This window comes from Macrococcus brunensis (genome assembly GCF_004359615.1).
Taxonomy (GTDB): domain Bacteria; phylum Bacillota; class Bacilli; order Staphylococcales; family Staphylococcaceae; genus Macrococcus; species Macrococcus brunensis.
This window is the reverse complement of the sequence record NZ_SCWA01000001.1, coordinates 23,409-42,315: the sequence shown is the minus strand read 5'-3', so window position 1 is coordinate 42,315 and position 18,907 is coordinate 23,409. Positions and strand designations below refer to the sequence as shown.

Here is an 18,907-nt window from a genome sequence, read left to right as displayed (position 1 = left end):
TAATAAATCCTCCTTTAAGGTTTGATAATAATATACTATAGATGGTCAAAAATAGTCAAAAGATAGAACTTATTTTTAACAATATGAACAACTTGTATTATTTCATATTTAAATATATAACAATAAACGCTATAATATAAATTACTTGCCCTCGTGGTGTAATGGATAACACGTAAGATTCCGGTTCTTGAAATGGGGGTTCGATTCCCTCCGAGGGCGTTATATAGGTTAAACGTATGATCACTGAAATATCTGAATAGCTTATAAGCTGTTTAAGATGTTGTAAGTAATCATACGTTTTTTTATACATCTTTATTCCGGGCTCCTTTTATATCATCACTTGACGGTTTTACTATTTCTGATGACATGACTATAGAATGAATGGTATCGTTAAGTGGGACTAACCATACAGATAAGGGGGATTCAATTGAACTACAAATTATTATCCGGTATACTACTCGCTTCATCATTGTTACTTGCTGCATGTGGTCAAGCAGAAGATACAGCGAAGGATGTAAGTAAGAAAATAGAGGGTGCTGCAGATACAGCAGGGGATAAAGCAAAGAAAACAGCTGATGAAGTGACTAATGAAACTGCGACTACAGAAGAACCGGCAAAAGAGGATGACGGTAGTAACGAACTGAAAGATAAGACTGCTGTATTAGATGATATAGATGTAAAAGTATTAGAGACAGAGTTAATGCCAAAAGGTTCTTATGAAGGACAAATAGCAGATCAATTAGTCATTACCTATGAAGTTAAAAATAAGACGGATAAAGAAATAGACCCGCTATCAGGTTTCTTAGCTGCATTTGAAGCCTATCAAGAAGATGAAAATTCTATGCGTAAATTAGATGTGGGTATGTCACCTTTAAATGACAAGTATAAATTTGCGTTAGAGAATCAGTCTAATATTATTAAAAAAGAGGGAATAGTTAAAAATGCTATTGCTTATGATTTAAAAGATTTAAAAACACCCGTTGAGTTAAAAGCTTCGAAGGGTATTGGCGGAGAAAAGTTGGGGACGCTAACGGTTGAACTGAAGAAATAATATAATCTTTCATTCGTCCTCAAACAAGACAGCAACTTTAGAGCCACTGCAAAACCATGTATCTCATAAGATATGTGGTTTTTACTATTTTTAACAGTATAATCATGATATACTGACTATATTCTTAATGACGATAGCTTTAAGAGAGTGCAACTATTATGAAAATAGATAAAAAAGAAAAAGATAATCTGACGATAATTATGTTTATCAGTGCTGGCATAGGGGCGGTGCTAGGACTACTGGCATATACTCAGAACTGGTTAGGTTGATTTAATGAAGTGGGCATTATTAATTGTAGGTATACTGATCTTTTCTATGTTAGAAACTTATTTATCAATAAGAGTGTATAAAAAGCAGGTTGATGCAGGAACATATCAGCAGAATAAAACGAAAATTATATTATTGCGTTTAACAGCATACTCTATATTCTATCTTATAGCAGGTATGATCTACGCATTTTCATAGTAAGCAGTAGCTCTTAAATTACTGTCAAATTAAACTAATAAGCAGCTTTTTCACTCTTTTATCCCCGCACAGTCCCCAAAGCACTGATCAATAGTGACATTGAGCTACATGAAACAATCTTCGAGCGCGTTATGACTGCAATTATTTGCAGTTTTTTGCGTACAGATATCGTTTTGCGGGTATAGTAGGATAATATATTCGAGGAGGACCTTGTGATGTTAAAAGACCGTGTGGAATTTATTGTTCTCTGTGAACTGAAAAAAGGGACTGTTCTTGCTGATTTTTTCGGCTGGATTAAAGTCGATCTGCTGAAGGATACGTTTGTTGAGATGAAAGATGAAGGATTTATATCCGGTGAGGTGCTGATAGATGATTTGATTGTTTTAAAAGATATTGAAATCACTGAAAAAGGTCGGCTTCATTTAGAAAAACTGCTACAGCAAACTGACTACGAAAAAACCTATAAGTACTGTCAGGAAAATAATTGTTTAGAGGACTGGGTTTATGGCAGAGCGTAATATCCATCTTAAGCTCTATACTCAGCCCAACTGCGGTCTCTGTGAAGATGCGAAACGACAGCTGGCGTTTGTTGACGGATCTTTTACTTATGAAGAAATTGATATTACTCAAGATGATGAACTGCTGATGACTTATCAGTTACGGGTGCCTGTTCTTGTCTATCAAGATCAGGTCATTCAGGAAGGTCATATTGATTTTATCACTGTTAATGATAACCTTGCTCAACTTTAAAGTTGAGCAAGGTTATTTCTTGCTTCCAGGGATTTATCTTGCTAATATATAGAGGTAACATGTTTTGTCCCAAGTGGGACGTTTTATGTCTCGATATAATGGAGGATGTCGAATGGATCATATTTTTGTTGTTCAGCAGAGACTGATTCCAGATTTAATTGAGAAAATGCAACGCCGTTTCAATGTCCTTTCCATGATCCAGCATGAGCAGCCAATCGGCAGACGAACACTTGCTGAACGACTTAATCAGACAGAGCGTGTACTGAGAAGCGATGTAGATAGTCTGAAATCTGAACACCTTATTGAGATACACCCTAAAGGTATGACGATTACTGTAGAAGGTGAAGAAGTGCTTTCCGTGCTGGCACGTCATATGGAGATCTATAATGATTTATCAGCGCTAGGCAGTGAAATCACTAAGTTGACCGGTATCAGCAGAATTATTGTTGTAAAAGGTGATGCTGATGAAAGCCCTGAAACTCAGGTTCACCTTGGTGTTGAAGCGGGACGTTGTCTTCAATCATTGCTTAGCCCGAATACAACGGTCACTGTAACTGGAGGATCTAGTACGGCGAGTATGGCGAGTCATTTAGCTTCTGTACCTTTTGACGTCACGTTTACACCGGCGAGAGGCGGTCTAGGTGAAGATATGATTCATCAGGCGAATTTCATCGTCGCGAAGATGGCAGAATATACAGGGGGTCGTTATGAAGCGCTGTATGTTCCAGATCAGGTCAGTGAACAGACTTATCAGAACCTCATTCAAGAGCCGGCGATTCATTCGGTACTTGATCAAATCAAATCGGCAGATATTGTCGTTCATGGCATTGGCAATGCGAATAAGATGGCAAATAGAAGAAAAACAGATGCAGCCGTCAAAAAACTTCTTCATGAAAAAGCAGCAGTTGGTGAGGCATTTGGTTACTATTTTGATAAAAAGGGTAATATTGTTTATAAGGTCAGAACAATTGGTCTGCAGCGGGAAGATGTCATGACTAAAAAGCACATTATCGCTGTGGCGGGCGGTGCGAGTAAAGCGACGGCTATTGCCGCTTATCTTAAAATTGCGCCTGAACAAACAGTTCTTATCACAGATGAAGCAGTAGCAAAACAGTTATTAAAGGCATTTGCTTTTGACAATAATATAAATTAAAAGGAGGCCATTATTCATGGCAGTTAAAGTAGCAATCAACGGTTTTGGACGTATCGGTCGTTTAGCATTCAGAAGATTACAAGAAGTAAAAGATATCGAAGTCGTAGCAGTAAATGATTTAACAGACGACGATATGCTTGCACATCTTTTAAAATACGATACAACACAAGGCCGCTTCAAAGAGGAAGTACGTGTCGTTGAAGGTGGTTTCCTTGTCAATGGTCGTGAAATCAAATCATATGCTAACCCTAAAGCAGAAGAACTTCCATGGGGAGACCTTGGTATTGATGTCGTATTAGAATGTACAGGTTTCTACACAAGTGAAGAAAAAGCACAAGCGCACATTAAAGCAGGCGCTAAAAAAGTATTAATCTCAGCACCGGCAACTGGTGATCTTAAAACAGTTGTATACAACGTTAACCATGACATTTTAGACGGTTCTGAAGAAATCGTTTCAGGTGCTTCTTGTACAACAAACTGTTTAGCACCAATGGCTCAAACTTTAAATGATAAATTCGGCATCATTGAAGGTTTAATGATGACAGTTCACGCATACACTGGTGACCAGAATACACTTGATGCACCACATGCTAAAGGTGACTTCCGTCGTGCGCGTGCAGCTGCACAGAACATCGTCCCTAACTCAACAGGTGCTGCTAAAGCGATCGGTTTAGTTATCCCTGAATTAAAAGGTAAATTAGATGGATCAGCACAACGTGTACCCGTAGCAACAGGTTCTATCACTGAGTTAACAACTATCTTAGAAAAAGAAGTAACGGTTGAAGAAATCAACCAGGCAATGAAAGAAGCATCTAATGAATCATTTGGCTACACAGAAGACCAAATCGTATCTTCTGACATCATTGGTATCACTTACGGTTCATTATTTGATGCGACACAGACTCGTGTTATGACTGTCGGTGAACACCAAATGGTTAAAACAGTTTCATGGTATGACAACGAAATGAGTTACACTGCTCAATTAGTTCGTACTTTACAACATTTAGCTGAACAAGCACAGCAAGCTTAATCTAGTTAAGCGTAAGCAGGAGAAGATACGCTTCTCCTGCTTATTTTTTTCTAATAAATTGTTATACTGATACTGACACCAATTTTGAGGAGGAATAGTAATGGCAAAGAAGATTGTTTCAGATTTAGAATTGAAAGATAAAAAGGTTCTGGTTAGAGCAGATTTTAACGTCCCTATGAAAGACGGCGAAATCACGAATGACAATCGTATCGTTGAAGCGTTACCTACTATTAAATACATCATTGAGCAAGGCGGTATTCCTGTTATTTTCTCTCATTTAGGTAAAGTAAAAACAGAAGAAGACAAAGAAAAATTATCACTTCAACCTGTTGCACGTCGTTTAGCTGAGTTACTTGGTACAGAAGTCGGATTTACGAACGTCACGCGTGGTGAAAAATTAGAAGCTTCTATTCAGAATCTCACACCTGGCGATGTATTCTTAGTTGAAAATACACGATTTGAAGACGTTGATGGTAAAAAAGAAAGTAAAAATGATTCTGAACTCGGTCAATACTGGGCATCTCTTGGCGATGTATTCGTTAATGATGCTTTCGGTACTGCTCACCGTGAGCATGCCTCTAACGTAGGAATCGGCGCTCATTTAGAATCAGCTGCCGGCTTCCTGATGGAAAAAGAAATCAAGTTCATCGGTGGCGTTGTAGAAAATCCTGAGCGTCCGTTCGTCGCGATTTTAGGTGGTGCAAAAGTATCAGATAAAATTGGTGTGATCGAGAATCTGTTACAAGTAGCGGATAAAGTTCTGATCGGTGGCGGCATGGCGTATACGTTCTTTAAAGCACAAGGAAAAGAAATCGGTAAATCTTTACTGGAAGAAGATAAAATTGAACTTGCTAAAGATTTATTAGAACGCGGAGAAGGTAAGATTGTTCTGCCAGTAGATGCGAAAATCAATGCTGAATTCTCGAATGAAGGCGATATTCAGGAAGTATCAGTAGACGAAATTCCAGCAGATAAAATGGGACTGGACATTGGCTCTAAAACAGTAGAACTTTTCAAAGAACAGCTTGAAGGGGCTAAAACAGTTGTATGGAACGGGCCGATGGGTGTGTTTGAAATGAGCAATTTCGCTCAAGGTACAATCGGTGTTTGTGAGGCCATTGCGAACTTAGAAGAAGCGACAACGATTATCGGTGGTGGCGATTCTGCAGCAGCAGCAATGGAACTCGGCTTCGCTGACAAATTTACGCACATTTCTACAGGTGGCGGCGCGTCGCTTGAGTATTTAGAAGGTAAAGAATTACCAGGTATTAAATCGATTTCAGATAAATAGGAGTGTTTAATAATGAGAAAACCAATTATTGCAGGTAACTGGAAGATGAATAAAACAGTAGCGGAAGCTAAAGATTTCGTTCAGAACTTACCGCAGTTACCTTCTGCAGAAGAAGTAGATACTGTAATATGTGCGCCTGCTATCCAGCTGGATGCGCTTGTAAGTGCGAACGTTGAAGGATTAAATATCGGGGCACAAAATGCTTACTTCGAAGAAAGTGGTGCATTCACAGGAGAAACGAGTCCAGCTGCGCTTAAAGACTTAGGCGTTAAATACGTTGTGCTTGGTCACTCAGAACGTCGTGAGTACTTCCACGAAACAGATGAAGATGTGAATAAAAAAGCGCTTGCTGTTTTCAAAAATGATATGACACCGATTATCTGTGTCGGTGAAACGTTAGAGCAGCGTGAAGGAAAAGAGTTTGAAACAGTCATCTCTAAACAGGTTTCTGCAGCACTTAAAGGTTTTACTGAAGAGAAGGTTAAACAGGCTGTAATTGCCTACGAACCTATCTGGGCAATCGGAACAGGCAAATCGGCAACATCACAGGATGCACAGGACAGTTGTCAGTTCGTACGTTCAGTTGTAGAGAAAGACTTCTCTAAAGAAGCAGCTGAAGCAGTGCGTATTCAGTATGGTGGTTCTGTAAAACCTGACAATGTTAAAGAATATATGGCACAGCCTGATATCGACGGAGCTTTAGTCGGTGGTGCTTCTCTTGAAGTAGATTCATTCGTTAAATTGTTAGAAGGTGCAAAATAATGACTCAACCAACAGCGCTTATCATTTTAGATGGTTTTGCTAATCGAGACGAAATCAAAGGGAACGCTGTTAAGCAAGCGCATAAACCTAATTTTGATCGCTACTTCAACAAGTACCCGCATAATCAGCTGAAAGCTTCAGGTCTTGATGTTGGACTGCCTGAGGGTCAGATGGGTAACTCTGAAGTAGGACATCTGAATATCGGTGCTGGTCGAATCGTCTATCAGTCTTTGACGCGTATCAATAAATCGATTGAAGATGGCGACTTTTTTGAGAATCAGGTACTGCTCGATGCGATGAAGCACGTTAAAGAACATGACAGCGTTCTGCACTTAATGGGACTGTTATCTGATGGCGGCGTACACAGTCATTATCATCATCTCTTTGCCCTGTTAGAAATGGCTAAAAAGCAAGGCGTAGAACATGTCTACGTCCATGCCTTTCTTGACGGTCGTGATGTCGGTCAGGAAACGGCGCTTCAATACATTGAAGATACTGAAGCGAAGTTCAAGGAACTCGGAATCGGACAGTTCGCTTCTGTTTCTGGCCGTTATTATGCGATGGACCGTGACAAACGCTGGGAACGTGAACAGCTGGCATACGATGCGATGACTTACGGTAAAGGTAAAGAATACAAGACTGCTGCAGAAGGTGTTAAAGCAAGCTATGCAGAAGGTGTGACAGATGAATTCGTTGTACCTTTCGTTGTGAAAGATCACGAAGTGGGACATGAGAATACAGGAGTCAATGACGGTGATGGTATGATTTTCTTCAACTTCCGTCCTGACCGTGCGGCGCAGTTATCAGAAGTCTATACGAACGAAGAATTTGTCGGATTTGAAATGGACCGTCGCTTAATCGGTATTAAATTTGTGACGTTCACTAAATATAGCGACACAATTAAAGCAGATGTAGTCTTCGAAAAAGAAAATCTGGTCAATACAATCGGTGAAGTGGTGGCGAATGCAGGTAAAAAACAACTGCGTATCGCTGAAACAGAAAAATATCCGCATGTGACTTACTTCATGAGTGGCGGGCGAAACGATGAGTTCGCTGAAGAGCGTCGTGTACTGATTAATTCACCAAAAGTCTCAACTTATGATCTTAAGCCTGAAATGAGTGCCTATGAAGTCAAAGATGCACTGCTTGCTGAACTGGATAAACAAGACCTTGATCTGATTATCCTCAACTTTGCTAATCCGGATATGGTCGGTCACAGCGGTAAACTTGAACCGACAATCAAAGCGATTGAAGCTGTAGACGAATGCCTGGGTGCTGTAGTGGACAAGATCATTGAACAAGGTGGTCGTGCCATTATTACAGCAGACCATGGCAACTCAGATGAAGTGATTACGATGGATGACCAGCCGATGACAGCTCACACAACGAACCCGGTTCCGGTTATCGTCACAGATGAAACGATGACGCTTAGAGAAGGTGGTCGCCTTGCGGATCTCGCACCGACGTTACTTGATCTGATGAATATCGATCAACCAGCTGAAATGACTGGAGAATCACTGATTCAAAAGTAAAAGATATTAGTTGATTAAATACAGTGAATATTCAATAATATAAGAGAAAATACATTCAAAGGAGTTTTAACTATGCCAATTATTACAGACGTATATGCACGCGAAGTCCTTGACTCACGTGGTAATCCGACAATCGAAGTAGAAGTATTAACTGAAAGCGGTGCATTTGGTCGTGCACTTGTACCATCAGGTGCATCAACTGGTGAACATGAAGCAGTTGAATTACGTGACGGCGATAAAGAACGCTATTCAGGTAAAGGTGTAGAAAAAGCTGTTGAAAATGTAAACGAAATTATTGCTCCAGAAATCATCGAAGGTGAATTCTCTGTACTTGAGCAAGTGTCTATCGACAAAATGATGATCGCGTTAGACGGCACGCCGAACAAAGGTAAACTTGGTGCCAACGCAATTTTAGGTGTATCTATGGCTGTTGCTCGTGCAGCTGCTGACTATTTAGGTCAGCCATTATACAAATACTTAGGCGGCTTCAACGGTGTTCAGTTACCAGTTCCAATGATGAACATTGTAAACGGTGGTTCTCACTCAGATGCACCAATCGCTTTCCAGGAGTTTATGGTATTACCAGTAGGCGCTGAAACATTTAAAGAAGCTTTACGCTGGGGCGCTGAAATCTTCCATAACTTAAAATCAATCTTAAAAGAACGTGGACTTGAAACTTCAGTGGGCGATGAGGGTGGTTTTGCACCTCGTTTCGAAGGAACAGAAGATGGTGTTGAAACAATCTTAGAAGCAATCAAAAAATCAGGTCTTGAACCAGGACAAGATGTTTACCTTGGCTTTGACTGTGCAGCTTCTGAATTCTACGAAAACGGTGTTTATGACTACGCGAAGTTTGAAGGCGAAGGCGGCGCGAAACGTTCTTCTGCAGAACAAGTAGATTATTTAGAAGAATTAGTTAACAAATATCCAATCATCTCTATTGAAGATGGTATGGATGAAAACGACTGGGATGGCTGGAAAGCTTTAACTGAACGTTTAGGCGACAAAGTACAACTTGTAGGTGACGATCTCTTCGTTACTAACACTGAAATCCTTGCTCGTGGTATTGAACAAGGTGTCGGTAACTCTATCCTCATTAAAGTGAACCAGATTGGTACATTAACAGAAACATTCGAAGCGATTGAAATGGCTAAGAAAGCTGGATATACAGCTGTTGTTTCTCACCGTTCAGGTGAAACAGAAGATACAACAATTGCAGATATCGCTGTAGCGACAAATGCAGGTCAGATTAAAACAGGTTCTTTATCAAGAACAGACCGTATTGCGAAATACAATCAATTACTTCGTATCGAAGATGAGTTATATGAAACTGCTAAGTTTGAAGGCATTAAATCTTTCTACAACTTAAATAAATAGTCATGCTTAAAGACACGGGACGCCGTGTCTTTTTGTGTTTTCATTTTGAGAGTTTCATGGTAAAATAGGGCAAGTGACTATTAGTAGGAGGACCCTATATGCATACAGTGCTTACCGTTTTATTGGTCATCGTTTGTATCGGATTGATTACTGTTGTTTTACTGCAGGAAGGTAAGAGTAATGGTTTATCTGGTGCTATCAGTGGCGGTGCAGAAACATTATTCGGCAAACAGAAGACACGTGGTGTCGACTTAATTTTACTGCGTACAACGATTGTTCTGTCAGTATTATTCTTCTTAATTATGCTGGCATTAACTTATTTCAACATGTAGATGATAAGTCCGGTGATTCACCGGGCTTTTTTATTTTGAATAGGACTTAAAAACACATACAATAGAATTAATACATTAAAAGGAGTTATCATCATGAAAATTCGATTACCTGAACCATTTTTCTTTGAGGAAGGCCCACGTGCTGTGCTTCTTTTGCATGGCTTTACAGGCAACTCTTCTGATGTCAGACAATTAGGGCGTTATCTGCAGAAGAAAGGGTATACGTGTTATGCACCGCACTACGAAGGTCATGGCGTACCACCTGAAGAACTGCTTGCTTCTAGTCCGCATGTCTGGTGGGGACAGGTGCTTGATGCTTATGACTTCCTGAAAGAGAAAGGGTATACTGATATTGCTGTAGCAGGACTTTCTTTAGGTGGCGATTTTGCACTTAGACTTTCTCAGAATAGAGATGTCAATAGTGTCGCTACAATGTGCTCTCCAATGTATATCAAGACAACCGGTAACATGTTTGAAGGCGTCCTTGAATATGCCAGAGAATTCAAGAAACGTGAAGGCAAAGATGCTGAGCAGATAGAGAGAGAAATGGCCGCTTTTCATCCGACCAGTCTGCTTGAGGATCTTCAGCAGACCATCGTCAAAGTTCGTGAAACAGTCGATAATGTCTTTGCACCGCTCTTTGTCGCACAAGGCCGACTGGATACAATGATTAATCCGGACTCTGCTAATATTATTTACGAGGAGTCATCGAGTGACGTGAAAGAGATTCACTGGTATGAAAACTCAGGGCACGTCATTACTATAGATAAGGAAAAAGAACAGCTCTTCGATGATTATTTTGCATTTTTAGAAGGGCTGGAATGGTCTCACTAACGAAAGGGGAAGACTATGACACAAACAGATATTTTAAACATTTTACAAACAAGAAAAGGCGAGGCACTTGCAATCAGCGATATCGAGCAGGCGCTTGCGCTTTCTAATGCAGATGAATTCAAGGAACTCGTCAAGATGCTCGTTGAACTAGAACAAAAAGGAAAAATTAAACGGACGAAAGAAGATCGTTATATGCTGATTGACTCTGAGTATGTTGAGGGGATTGTCAGTCAGAATAAAAAAGGTTTTGCTTTTGTGCGCCCGGCAACTGAAGGAATTGAAGATATTTTTATTCCACCCAATGCGATCAATCAGGCAATGGACGGGGATACGGTACTTGTCAAAGTTTTTAAAGGGCGTGACGGCCGTGAAGAAGGCGTTATCAAGGAAATTACCAACCGCGCGATTACGACTGTAGTAGGTACGTATACGGAAGCAAAGCACTTCGGTTTTGTACTGCCGGACGATAAACGGATTACACAGGATATCTTCATTCCGAAGAAACGTAACTTAGGCGCGGTTGAAGGGCATAAAGTACTGGTCGAACTGACTGCTTACCCTGACGGCAACAGTAATCCTGAAGGACATGTCACTGCAATCCTGGGACATAAAAATGACCCGGGCGTCGATATTCTGTCCATCATCTATCAGCACCGAATCAATATAGATTTCGCACCAGATGCCATTAAGGAAGCAGAACGTGTGCCGGACGCTATTAGTCCTCAAGATATCAAGGGACGCAGAGATTTAAGAGATAAACTGACAATTACGATAGACGGCGCTGACGCAAAAGATTTAGATGATGCCATCAGCCTTGAACGGAAAGGTGAGAACTATCTTCTGACAGTCAGTATTGCTGATGTCAGTCATTATGTGACAGAAGGTTCTGCACTGGACAGAGAAGCTTATGAGCGTGGTACTAGTGTCTATTTAGTGGACCGCGTGATTCCGATGATTCCGCATCGCCTGTCGAACGGTATCTGTTCACTTAATCCGCAGGTCGATCGTCTGACGATGAGCTGTGAGATGGAGATTACGCCGCAAGGTGAAATCATTAACCATGACATATTCCAAAGTGTCATCTATTCAGATGAACGTATGACTTACAGTGATGTCAACGAGATTCTGGATGGAGATAAAGAACTGCGAGAGAAATATGCTCATATTGTTCCGATGATTGAAGATGCACAGGAACTGAATACGATTCTAGCTGCCATGCGTAAGCGCCGCGGTGAAGTTGACTTCGATTTCAAGGAAGCGAAGATTCTGGTCAATGAAGACGGTGTGCCATTTGATGTAGCGATTCGTGAACGCGGCAAAGGTGAACGTCTGATTGAGTCGTTCATGCTGGCAGCAAACGAAACGATTGCTGAACACTTCCATCATATGAAAGTTCCTTTTATCTACCGTATACACGAAGAGCCGAAAGCGGATAAAATTAAACGTTTCTTCGAGTTCATCGCGAATTTCGGTATCATGGTGCGGGGTGGTACAGAGAACATTCATCCGAAAACACTCCAGACCATTGCTAAAGAAATCAAAGGAAAGCCAGAGGAAATGGTGATTTCAACGCTGATGCTTCGCAGCATGCAGCAGGCGAAGTATTCTGAGCAGTCTCTCGGCCACTTCGGTCTGTCAGCCCAGTATTATACCCATTTCACATCGCCGATCCGTCGTTATCCTGACTTGATCGTACATCGTCTGATTCGTAAATATCTCATTGAAAAATCAATGGACGATGCTGCACAAGATAAGTGGGAAGATCTGCTTGTCGAAATCAGTGATCACACGTCTAAACGTGAACGTCGTGCAGTAGATGCAGAACGTGATACAGATGATCTCAAAAAAGCGGAATATATGCTGCAGCATGTCGGCGAGGAATTCGAAGGTATCATCTCATCAGTTGCGAACTTCGGAATGTTCGTGGAACTCGAGAATACCATTGAAGGTATGGTTCATAATACGAACATGACTGATGACTATTATCACTTCGATGAACGCCAGATGGCATTAATCGGAGAACGTGGTGGTAAAGTCTTCCGTATTGGCGATAAAGTGAAAATTAAAGTGCTTAGTGTCAATATTGATGAGCGCATGATTGACTTCAGCATCGTCGGAATGGAACCAAGACAGATTGAACGTAAATCACGCGGTACAGTTATCCGCACTGAGAAAAAAGCCGGTCGTGATGACAACCGTAAACCTCGTGGCAAAGGACGAAATAATAGAAGTGGCAGCAGTAATAATGGTAATAAAAAACCATTCTACAAAGCGAAAGCTGTAAAAAATGCAGGACGTGGCAAGAAGAAATAGAGGTGAAAGTATGCCAAAAGGTGACGGCAAAACACTCGCTCAGAATAGAAAAGCGAGCCATGACTATACGATAGAAGAAACAATCGAAGCGGGCATTGAATTGAAGGGGACAGAAATCAAATCTATCAGACGGGGCAGTGCGAACTTACGTGATTCATACGCACGCGTGTATCAAGGTGAAATGTATGTCTACAATATGCATATTGCGCCGTACGAAGAAGGAAACCGTTTCAATCATGATCCGCTCAGAACGCGTAAACTGTTACTCAAGCGTAAGCAGATAGATAAGCTGTTTGGTGAGACAAGAGAGCAGGGGTATGCGCTTGTACCTTTAAAACTCTATATCAAGAACGGTTACTGCAAGATGCTTCTAGGTCTCGCTAAAGGTAAAAAAGATTATGATAAACGTCATGCCTTAAAAGCGAAAGAAGCTAAGCGCGAAGTAGATCGTGCAATGAAAGGAAGATACTAAAAAAGTGTGATGCAAGTTATTTGCATCACACTCTTCATTTTGTTACACTATATGTTGCTAGTTTAATATAACAACTTTCTATCCAGGGGGCGTTACGGATTCGACAGGGGTCACTTGGGTTAGTATAGCGTGCCGGAGGGTTGTCTTCGTCATCAACACAACAGTTATAATAACTGGCAAAACAAACAATTTCGCAGTAGCTGCCTAATCGCACTCTGCACCTCTCTCAAGCATCGCCTATGTGCCTGATGTAGAGGTTCAACCTTAAGTAGGATACGCTGTTCACTTCCGCCTGGAGTCTGAACAGAAGAGATCAATCGGGCTAGCCATCAAGTCGGGTGTCCATTCTCAGCTTGCTGGCGAACAAACAATAATGTGACTACGCACGTAGAAGTATTAACTGCAGGATCTTTGGACGCGGGTTCGACTCCCGCCGTCTCCATTACTTAAGTCGCTCATTATGAGCGGCTTTTTTTCATGGTGTCATAACGTTCAATCCATTCCTCTGCAGACATCTTGCCAGCAAGTTCACCTATTAAATCGTAAGGAATCTTTTTAATGTTCGTAAAGCGAATGCAACTTTTTCCCATATTCAGTTTAGTGGGGTCTCTCTTAGCATATTCATCCTGGAACCATTTCAGAAGATCAACATCTGCATAGAGACCCATATGATAGATGGCGATATGTTTCTTTTGTGCGACAACGTAAAGAAACGGTAATGGTTTTTCAGGCGTACAGTGGTAACCAGCTGGATAGATGGAGTGAGGTACGACATAGCTAACACCTCCATAATCTTCCATTTTAGTGAATTCACGAGGGGTGTGCTGATTGATTTTTTCAATTATTTTAGGAAATGCTTCCAATCTATCAACATCAACCATATGATAATAATCCGTAAATGTCTCCTTCTCTCCTTTAGTATACTTATTATACTGTTATTGTCTGAATAATTACACCTTGTCATTCTGTTGTTATGTTTTTAACGGCTTTGTTACGATTTTAAGAGATGGCTACAAAGCAATTACATGTGTTTATTTCAAACTGTTATACTGCTAAAGTTAATTTATCACGAAATTCGAAAGGAAATGAACTTATGAAAAAATTAATGGCAGCTTCAGCTCTTGGTGTAGGATTCGCACTTTATTCAGCAGGAGGTTATGACGTTCAGGCAGATGAAATCGTTCACGAGGCCGTGAAAGGATATTCATATGAATACGGTTCGTACTATACAAAAGATATGCAAGGAGATTATCACCATACTAAAGATGGTAAATGGGACCAAAGTATGTTTGATGATAAAGAATGGTATTTCTATTTAACAGATCGCAATAATAAAAAGCATTATTTTTATTTCCCGAAAAGCGAACTGAAAATGTTTATTCCGGATAATAACTATTCAGCATCTCAATCTTATCAATCAATCGAAAAAGAGGGCTACGATATTACGCAGCCGAGCCGTAATGTGAATATGACTCAGATTCCGACTTCTGTGAATGTCAATGAAGAAAAAACAGAACAACCAGTGGCTGAACGCCATACAAACGTAAGTCCTTCAGCTCAGTCATATAATGAGTCTGCAGCCCGACCAACAACTCAAACACTAAACACTGCTTCAACTCAAGCAAACGCAACTCAACCACAATCTCAAGCTTCTTCATCACAGAAGACAGCTGAAACAGCTCAAACTGATAACGCAAAAGCAACGAGCAGCTGGCTGAAGAGCTATAGTAAAATGCAGCCATACGGTCAATATTACGGCGGCGGGGCACATTATGGTGTTGACTATGATATGCCTGTGAATACACCTGTTTACTCTCTGACTGACGGCACGGTTATTCAAGCGGGCTGGAGTAACTACGGTGGTGGTAACCAGGTTACAATTAAAGAAGCGAACAGCAATTATTACCAGTGGTACATGCACATGAATTCACTGAATGTTTCTGCAGGACAATCTGTCTCTGCAGGGCAGCAGATCGGTTTATCAGGCAGCACAGGTAATTCTACTGCACCGCATCTGCATTTCCAGCGCATGGCAGGTGGGGTCGGCAATGAGTACTCAGTCGATCCGACAAACTATGTCAATCAACAATAAAATGATCAGAGCTCTGAACTTAGTTCAGAGCTCTTTTATTCGTTTACTTCATGTATTTGAATGGTATATATTTATAATGAGAACGGAGGGAACGTTATGGACAAAGTGAATGTGAAATCTAAAATAGTGGTGACCTTATCCGCTGATAAGAACCAGTGGGAAGACCTGTACAAAAAAGTAGAAGATAATGAACTCTTTATTGACATTATCGAGTATAGAGCGGATTTATGTGGCGGAGAAGAGACTTCAGATTATCTGGAAGACTTGCAAACATTAAAAGAGAAATTCAGTAATCTGCCTATCATCTTTACTTATCGCACACATGGCCAGGGGGGTAAAGGCGAGCTCGAACCTAATGAATACTACGCACTCAATCGTTCCATTATTGAAGCGGGTGGTATCGATATTATTGATATCGAACTTTTCCTGTATGAAGATTTACGTAACGAACTGATTGAACTGGCGCATGACAAAGGTATTCAGGTGCTGGTTTCTCATCACGAGATGGATCACACCCCTAGCTTAAAGGAAATGAAAGCTCTTTATCAGCATATGCAGCAGCTGAATGTGGATTACAGTAAGCTTGCGGTCATGCCTGAAGACGGGCGAGATGTCCTTAAGCTTCTGACAGCTGTCTACGAAACAAAGCAAGACTCTGATCATCACATCGTCGGAATAGCGATGGGTGAACAAGGCAAACTCAGCCGTTTGGCAGGAGGCGCATTTGGCTCTGCCCTGACTTATGGCCATATCGGTCAGGAAGCAGCTCCGGGACAGCTTCATGTTCAGCAGCTGAAAGCACTGATGGAGATTTATCAGTAAGCATTTACAAAATAATAGCCCTTCTCTATAATTGATAATAGTTATCAACTAGGGGAGGGCTTTTCTCATGTCTATTCAAGACTTGATTATCAATAGAAGAAGTATCAAGAAATTTGAGCAAGATAGTTATTTTGAGGATGCACAGATTCAGCAGGCGATTGAGCTGTCAGCTTATGCGCCTAACCATGGTATGCGTGAACCATGGCGCATTATATGGGTGAAAAAAGACCGCTTATCAGAATATGGGCGACTCTTTGCTGAAGTCAACTTTAAAAATGATAATGAAAAAGGACAGGCTTTTACGGCGATGGCTCAAAAGCTCGGTGGTATACTCATTATTGCAGGTCCGGTAGACCGCAGACAGAAACAGCGCCTTGAAGACGTGCTCGCTATCGGGGGCTATATGCAGACATTATCGTTACTGCTCTTTGACGCAGGAATCGGCAGCTGTATCAAGACACCGGCCAGTATGTTTGAGCCTAAGTTTAATGCAGCGCTTGACATTCATGATGATGAAATGGTCTATGGATTAGTGTATTTGACAGAACTGCCTGAGCAACTGGAAGACAAGCCACGTAAAAACAGTAACTTAATCAGTGAGTTCTAATGAAAAAAGCCGGCATAGCCGGCTTTTATTTTTCGATATGTTCTGCTAAGAATGCTTTAACTTCTTCAGGTGTCTTCGCATTGGCTGAGTGCAGGTGCGCTTGTTTTACGCCATTCTTAAAGATCAAAAGGCTTGGAATGCCCATGACATCATTTTCTGTAGCTGCTTCAGGTACTTGGTCGCGGTTAATTTTATACCATGTAATATCGTGGTACTCATCAACGATTGGATCAATCCAGTAATCCATTCTTGAACAATCCGGGCACCAGTCAGCAAAGAATTTTACGATAATCTGTTCATCCTGGTTAATAATCTCTTCGAATTCTGCATATTGACTTATTGTTCTCATAGTCATGCTCCTTTTTGTATTTGTATTTAGTATATACCACCATCACTCAAAAAATAAACGATGAGCTTAAGAAGCATTTGTTCTATTGTCAAAATATTGGTACTATTGTTTTATCTTACTGTATGGAGGAAGACGATGCTAAAATTTTATCAGTTACCTAATTGTTCAACATGTAGAAAAGCAGCTCAATTTCTTCAGGAGCATGGTGTCAGTTTTGAACCGGTCAATATTGTTGAACTGACACCGACTGCTGCTGAATTCAAGAAGTTGGTTGACGATACAGGTGTTGATGTCGATCAGTTATTCAATCGTCAGGGCGCCAAGTTCCGAGAGCTTGAATTAAAAGAAAAATTGGAAACGTTATCACTGGAAGAAAAATTAAATCTGCTTGCATCGGACGGTATGCTTGTTAAAAGACCCCTTGCGACTAACGGGAAGCAGATAACACTTGGATTCAAGGAAGAACAATATCGTCAGATTTGGCTATAAAAAAAGTTGAATAACCCGTCATGCTATGTCATTATTAGAGTGTAATCATTATTAGGAGGGGATTTTTGTGGCAACTATTGAAGGCTTAAAATATTCTAAAGATCACGAATGGGTAAAATCAGAAGGAAACGTAAAAACAATCGGTATTACTGACTTCGCTCAATCAGAACTTGGAGACATCGTATTCGTTGAACTTCCAGAAGTTGGCGATGAAATTTCAGCAGGACAACCTTTCGGTAGCGTTGAATCTGTTAAAACAGTATCTGAATTATACGCTCCACTTAGTGGTAAAGTTGTAGAAGTAAACAGCGAACTTGAAGATTCTCCAGAATTCGTTAACGAATCTCCATACGAAAATGCTTGGATGATCAAAGTTGAGACTGAAAGTGACGATGAATTAAATGAGTTACTTGATCAAGCTCAATATGATGAAATGATTAACGCGTAAATGCTATAATTTCCTTGATAAGATTCTTATCAAGGATTTTTTTTATAATTGCATATGAAAAGGTGATGAGATGTCTGTAATCAGTAAAGTCATAGTTGTGGAAGGCAAGTCTGACAAGAAAAAGTTACAACAAGTTTTATCTGAACCTGTACATATTATTTGCACGAACGGCACGATGGGAATCAGTAAAATGGATGAAATGCTCGATGAACTGACAGGTCATAATGTCTACGTGATGACCGATGCTGATAAAGCTGGAAAGAACATTCGCAGCTGGTTCAAACGTCATTTAAGTGAATGTAAGCATATCTATATCGATCCGACTTATGGTGAAGTCGGCCGCTGTCCTGTTGATTACCTTGCCAAAAAATTAATGAAACATGAGTTTGAAGTGAAAGGTCTGGAAGTAGAAGATGAAAGTCAGCGAGTATTTGCCTTCAGCCCCGTCTGGTGATTATGTGATATTCGGCTACACGCCGCTCTGTGGCACTTGTAAAGTTGCAGAGCGCATAATAGATATCATTCCAGAGCTGATTGAAGTCAATATCATGAAAGTAGATTTAAATTTTGCGGAGTCTCTGGCGCAGAATTATCAGTTGATGAGTGTCCCTGTTCTTCTCATTGTCAAAGATGATGAAGTTGTGGAGACAGTCTACCGATTCGAATCTGTCACAAATATTTATGAAATTATTCGGAAAGTATTGACGATTTAAATATTGTAGTCTAATATGTATAACA

22 protein-coding genes, 1 tRNA gene and 1 other RNA gene are annotated in these 18,907 nt (G+C 40.6%); 22 read left to right on the top strand and 2 right to left on the bottom strand.

The genetic code is table 11. The features are described 5' to 3' along the window. The first annotated feature begins 147 nt into the window (after positions 1–147). From ERX27_RS00245 to ssrA, 15 genes are all read left to right on the top strand, one after another. A tRNA-Arg gene (locus tag ERX27_RS00245) sits at positions 148–219 on the top strand. 208 nt (positions 220–427) lie between these two features. Continuing rightward, positions 428–1,051, top strand: a complete 624-nt coding sequence (locus ERX27_RS00240; protein ID WP_165983028.1) for a DUF5067 domain-containing protein — start codon at positions 428–430, stop codon at positions 1,049–1,051. A 680-nt stretch (positions 1,052–1,731) separates the two neighbouring features. After that, the gene (locus ERX27_RS00235; protein ID WP_133430801.1) at positions 1,732–2,034 is read left to right on the top strand and encodes a hypothetical protein; all 303 of its coding nucleotides are present in this window, start codon (positions 1,732–1,734) and stop codon (positions 2,032–2,034) included. After that, positions 2,021–2,266, top strand: a complete 246-nt coding sequence (locus ERX27_RS00230) for a glutaredoxin family protein (protein WP_243715848.1) — start codon at positions 2,021–2,023, stop codon at positions 2,264–2,266. Before ERX27_RS00235 ends, ERX27_RS00230 begins: the two co-directional genes overlap by 14 nt. Before the next feature lie 112 nt (positions 2,267–2,378). After that, entirely contained in the window at positions 2,379–3,419 is a 1,041-nt protein-coding gene (locus ERX27_RS00225) for a sugar-binding transcriptional regulator (RefSeq protein WP_133430800.1), read from the top strand. 16 nt (positions 3,420–3,435) lie between these two features. Further along, the gene (gene gap / locus ERX27_RS00220) at positions 3,436–4,449 is read left to right on the top strand and encodes a type I glyceraldehyde-3-phosphate dehydrogenase (RefSeq protein ID WP_133430799.1); all 1,014 of its coding nucleotides are present in this window, start codon (positions 3,436–3,438) and stop codon (positions 4,447–4,449) included. Positions 4,450–4,549: 100 nt separating this feature from the next. Continuing rightward, on the top strand, positions 4,550–5,740 hold the full coding sequence (locus ERX27_RS00215; RefSeq protein ID WP_133430798.1) for a phosphoglycerate kinase: 1,191 nt from the start codon (positions 4,550–4,552) through the stop codon (positions 5,738–5,740). A 12-nt stretch (positions 5,741–5,752) separates the two neighbouring features. Then, positions 5,753–6,502, top strand: coding sequence for a triose-phosphate isomerase (gene tpiA / locus ERX27_RS00210; protein WP_133430797.1), 750 nt, complete (start codon positions 5,753–5,755; stop codon positions 6,500–6,502). After that, complete coding sequence (gene gpmI, locus ERX27_RS00205; protein WP_133430796.1) at positions 6,499–8,034, top strand: 2,3-bisphosphoglycerate-independent phosphoglycerate mutase; 1,536 nt, start codon at positions 6,499–6,501, stop codon at positions 8,032–8,034. The genes tpiA and gpmI overlap by 4 nt, the downstream gene beginning before the upstream one ends. Before the next feature lie 72 nt (positions 8,035–8,106). Further along, the gene (eno, locus tag ERX27_RS00200) at positions 8,107–9,411 is read left to right on the top strand and encodes a surface-displayed alpha-enolase (protein ID WP_133430795.1); all 1,305 of its coding nucleotides are present in this window, start codon (positions 8,107–8,109) and stop codon (positions 9,409–9,411) included. A 98-nt stretch (positions 9,412–9,509) separates the two neighbouring features. Next, entirely contained in the window at positions 9,510–9,743 is a 234-nt protein-coding gene (gene secG / locus ERX27_RS00195) for a preprotein translocase subunit SecG (protein WP_133430794.1), read from the top strand. Between the two features lie 93 nt (positions 9,744–9,836). Then, the gene (locus ERX27_RS00190) at positions 9,837–10,577 is read left to right on the top strand and encodes an alpha/beta hydrolase (RefSeq protein ID WP_133430793.1); all 741 of its coding nucleotides are present in this window, start codon (positions 9,837–9,839) and stop codon (positions 10,575–10,577) included. 15 nt (positions 10,578–10,592) lie between these two features. Further along, positions 10,593–12,890: a ribonuclease R gene (gene rnr, locus ERX27_RS00185; protein WP_133430792.1), complete on the top strand. Its 2,298-nt coding sequence runs from the start codon at positions 10,593–10,595 to the stop codon at positions 12,888–12,890. Between the two features lie 10 nt (positions 12,891–12,900). Continuing rightward, positions 12,901–13,362: an SsrA-binding protein SmpB gene (smpB, locus tag ERX27_RS00180; RefSeq protein WP_133430791.1), complete on the top strand. Its 462-nt coding sequence runs from the start codon at positions 12,901–12,903 to the stop codon at positions 13,360–13,362. An 85-nt stretch (positions 13,363–13,447) separates the two neighbouring features. Beyond that, positions 13,448–13,807: a transfer-messenger RNA gene (gene ssrA, locus ERX27_RS00175) on the top strand. A 13-nt stretch (positions 13,808–13,820) separates the two neighbouring features. Here ssrA and ERX27_RS00170 read toward each other — a convergent pair. Further along, on the bottom strand, positions 13,821–14,243 hold the full coding sequence (locus ERX27_RS00170) for a DUF1801 domain-containing protein (RefSeq protein WP_133430790.1): 423 nt from the start codon (positions 14,241–14,243) through the stop codon (positions 13,821–13,823). 212 nt (positions 14,244–14,455) lie between these two features. On the opposite strand from ERX27_RS00170, the gene ERX27_RS00165 reads away from it, so the two are divergent. From ERX27_RS00165 to ERX27_RS00155, 3 genes are all read left to right on the top strand, one after another. Beyond that, complete coding sequence (locus tag ERX27_RS00165) at positions 14,456–15,454, top strand: M23 family metallopeptidase (RefSeq protein WP_133430789.1); 999 nt, start codon at positions 14,456–14,458, stop codon at positions 15,452–15,454. 96 nt (positions 15,455–15,550) lie between these two features. Continuing rightward, entirely contained in the window at positions 15,551–16,276 is a 726-nt protein-coding gene (aroD, locus tag ERX27_RS00160) for a type I 3-dehydroquinate dehydratase (protein WP_165983027.1), read from the top strand. A gap of 67 nt (positions 16,277–16,343) precedes the next feature. Then, positions 16,344–16,883: a nitroreductase family protein gene (locus ERX27_RS00155; RefSeq protein WP_133430787.1), complete on the top strand. Its 540-nt coding sequence runs from the start codon at positions 16,344–16,346 to the stop codon at positions 16,881–16,883. A gap of 25 nt (positions 16,884–16,908) precedes the next feature. On the opposite strand, the gene ERX27_RS00150 is transcribed toward ERX27_RS00155, so the two are convergent. Continuing rightward, positions 16,909–17,232, bottom strand: a complete 324-nt coding sequence (locus ERX27_RS00150) for a thioredoxin family protein (RefSeq protein WP_133430786.1) — start codon at positions 17,230–17,232, stop codon at positions 16,909–16,911. Between the two features lie 135 nt (positions 17,233–17,367). On the opposite strand from ERX27_RS00150, the gene ERX27_RS00145 reads away from it, so the two are divergent. The 4 genes from ERX27_RS00145 to ERX27_RS00130 all read left to right on the top strand — a co-directional run bounded on the left by ERX27_RS00145 (position 17,368) and on the right by ERX27_RS00130 (position 18,882). Beyond that, positions 17,368–17,721, top strand: a complete 354-nt coding sequence (locus tag ERX27_RS00145) for a Spx/MgsR family RNA polymerase-binding regulatory protein (RefSeq protein WP_133430785.1) — start codon at positions 17,368–17,370, stop codon at positions 17,719–17,721. Positions 17,722–17,788: 67 nt separating this feature from the next. Beyond that, entirely contained in the window at positions 17,789–18,169 is a 381-nt protein-coding gene (gene gcvH, locus ERX27_RS00140; protein WP_133430784.1) for a glycine cleavage system protein GcvH, read from the top strand. 70 nt (positions 18,170–18,239) lie between these two features. Further along, positions 18,240–18,623, top strand: coding sequence for a toprim domain-containing protein (locus tag ERX27_RS00135; protein ID WP_133430783.1), 384 nt, complete (start codon positions 18,240–18,242; stop codon positions 18,621–18,623). Next, positions 18,583–18,882, top strand: coding sequence for a thioredoxin family protein (locus ERX27_RS00130; RefSeq protein WP_133430782.1), 300 nt, complete (start codon positions 18,583–18,585; stop codon positions 18,880–18,882). Before ERX27_RS00135 ends, ERX27_RS00130 begins: the two co-directional genes overlap by 41 nt. Positions 18,883–18,907 lie beyond the last annotated feature (25 nt).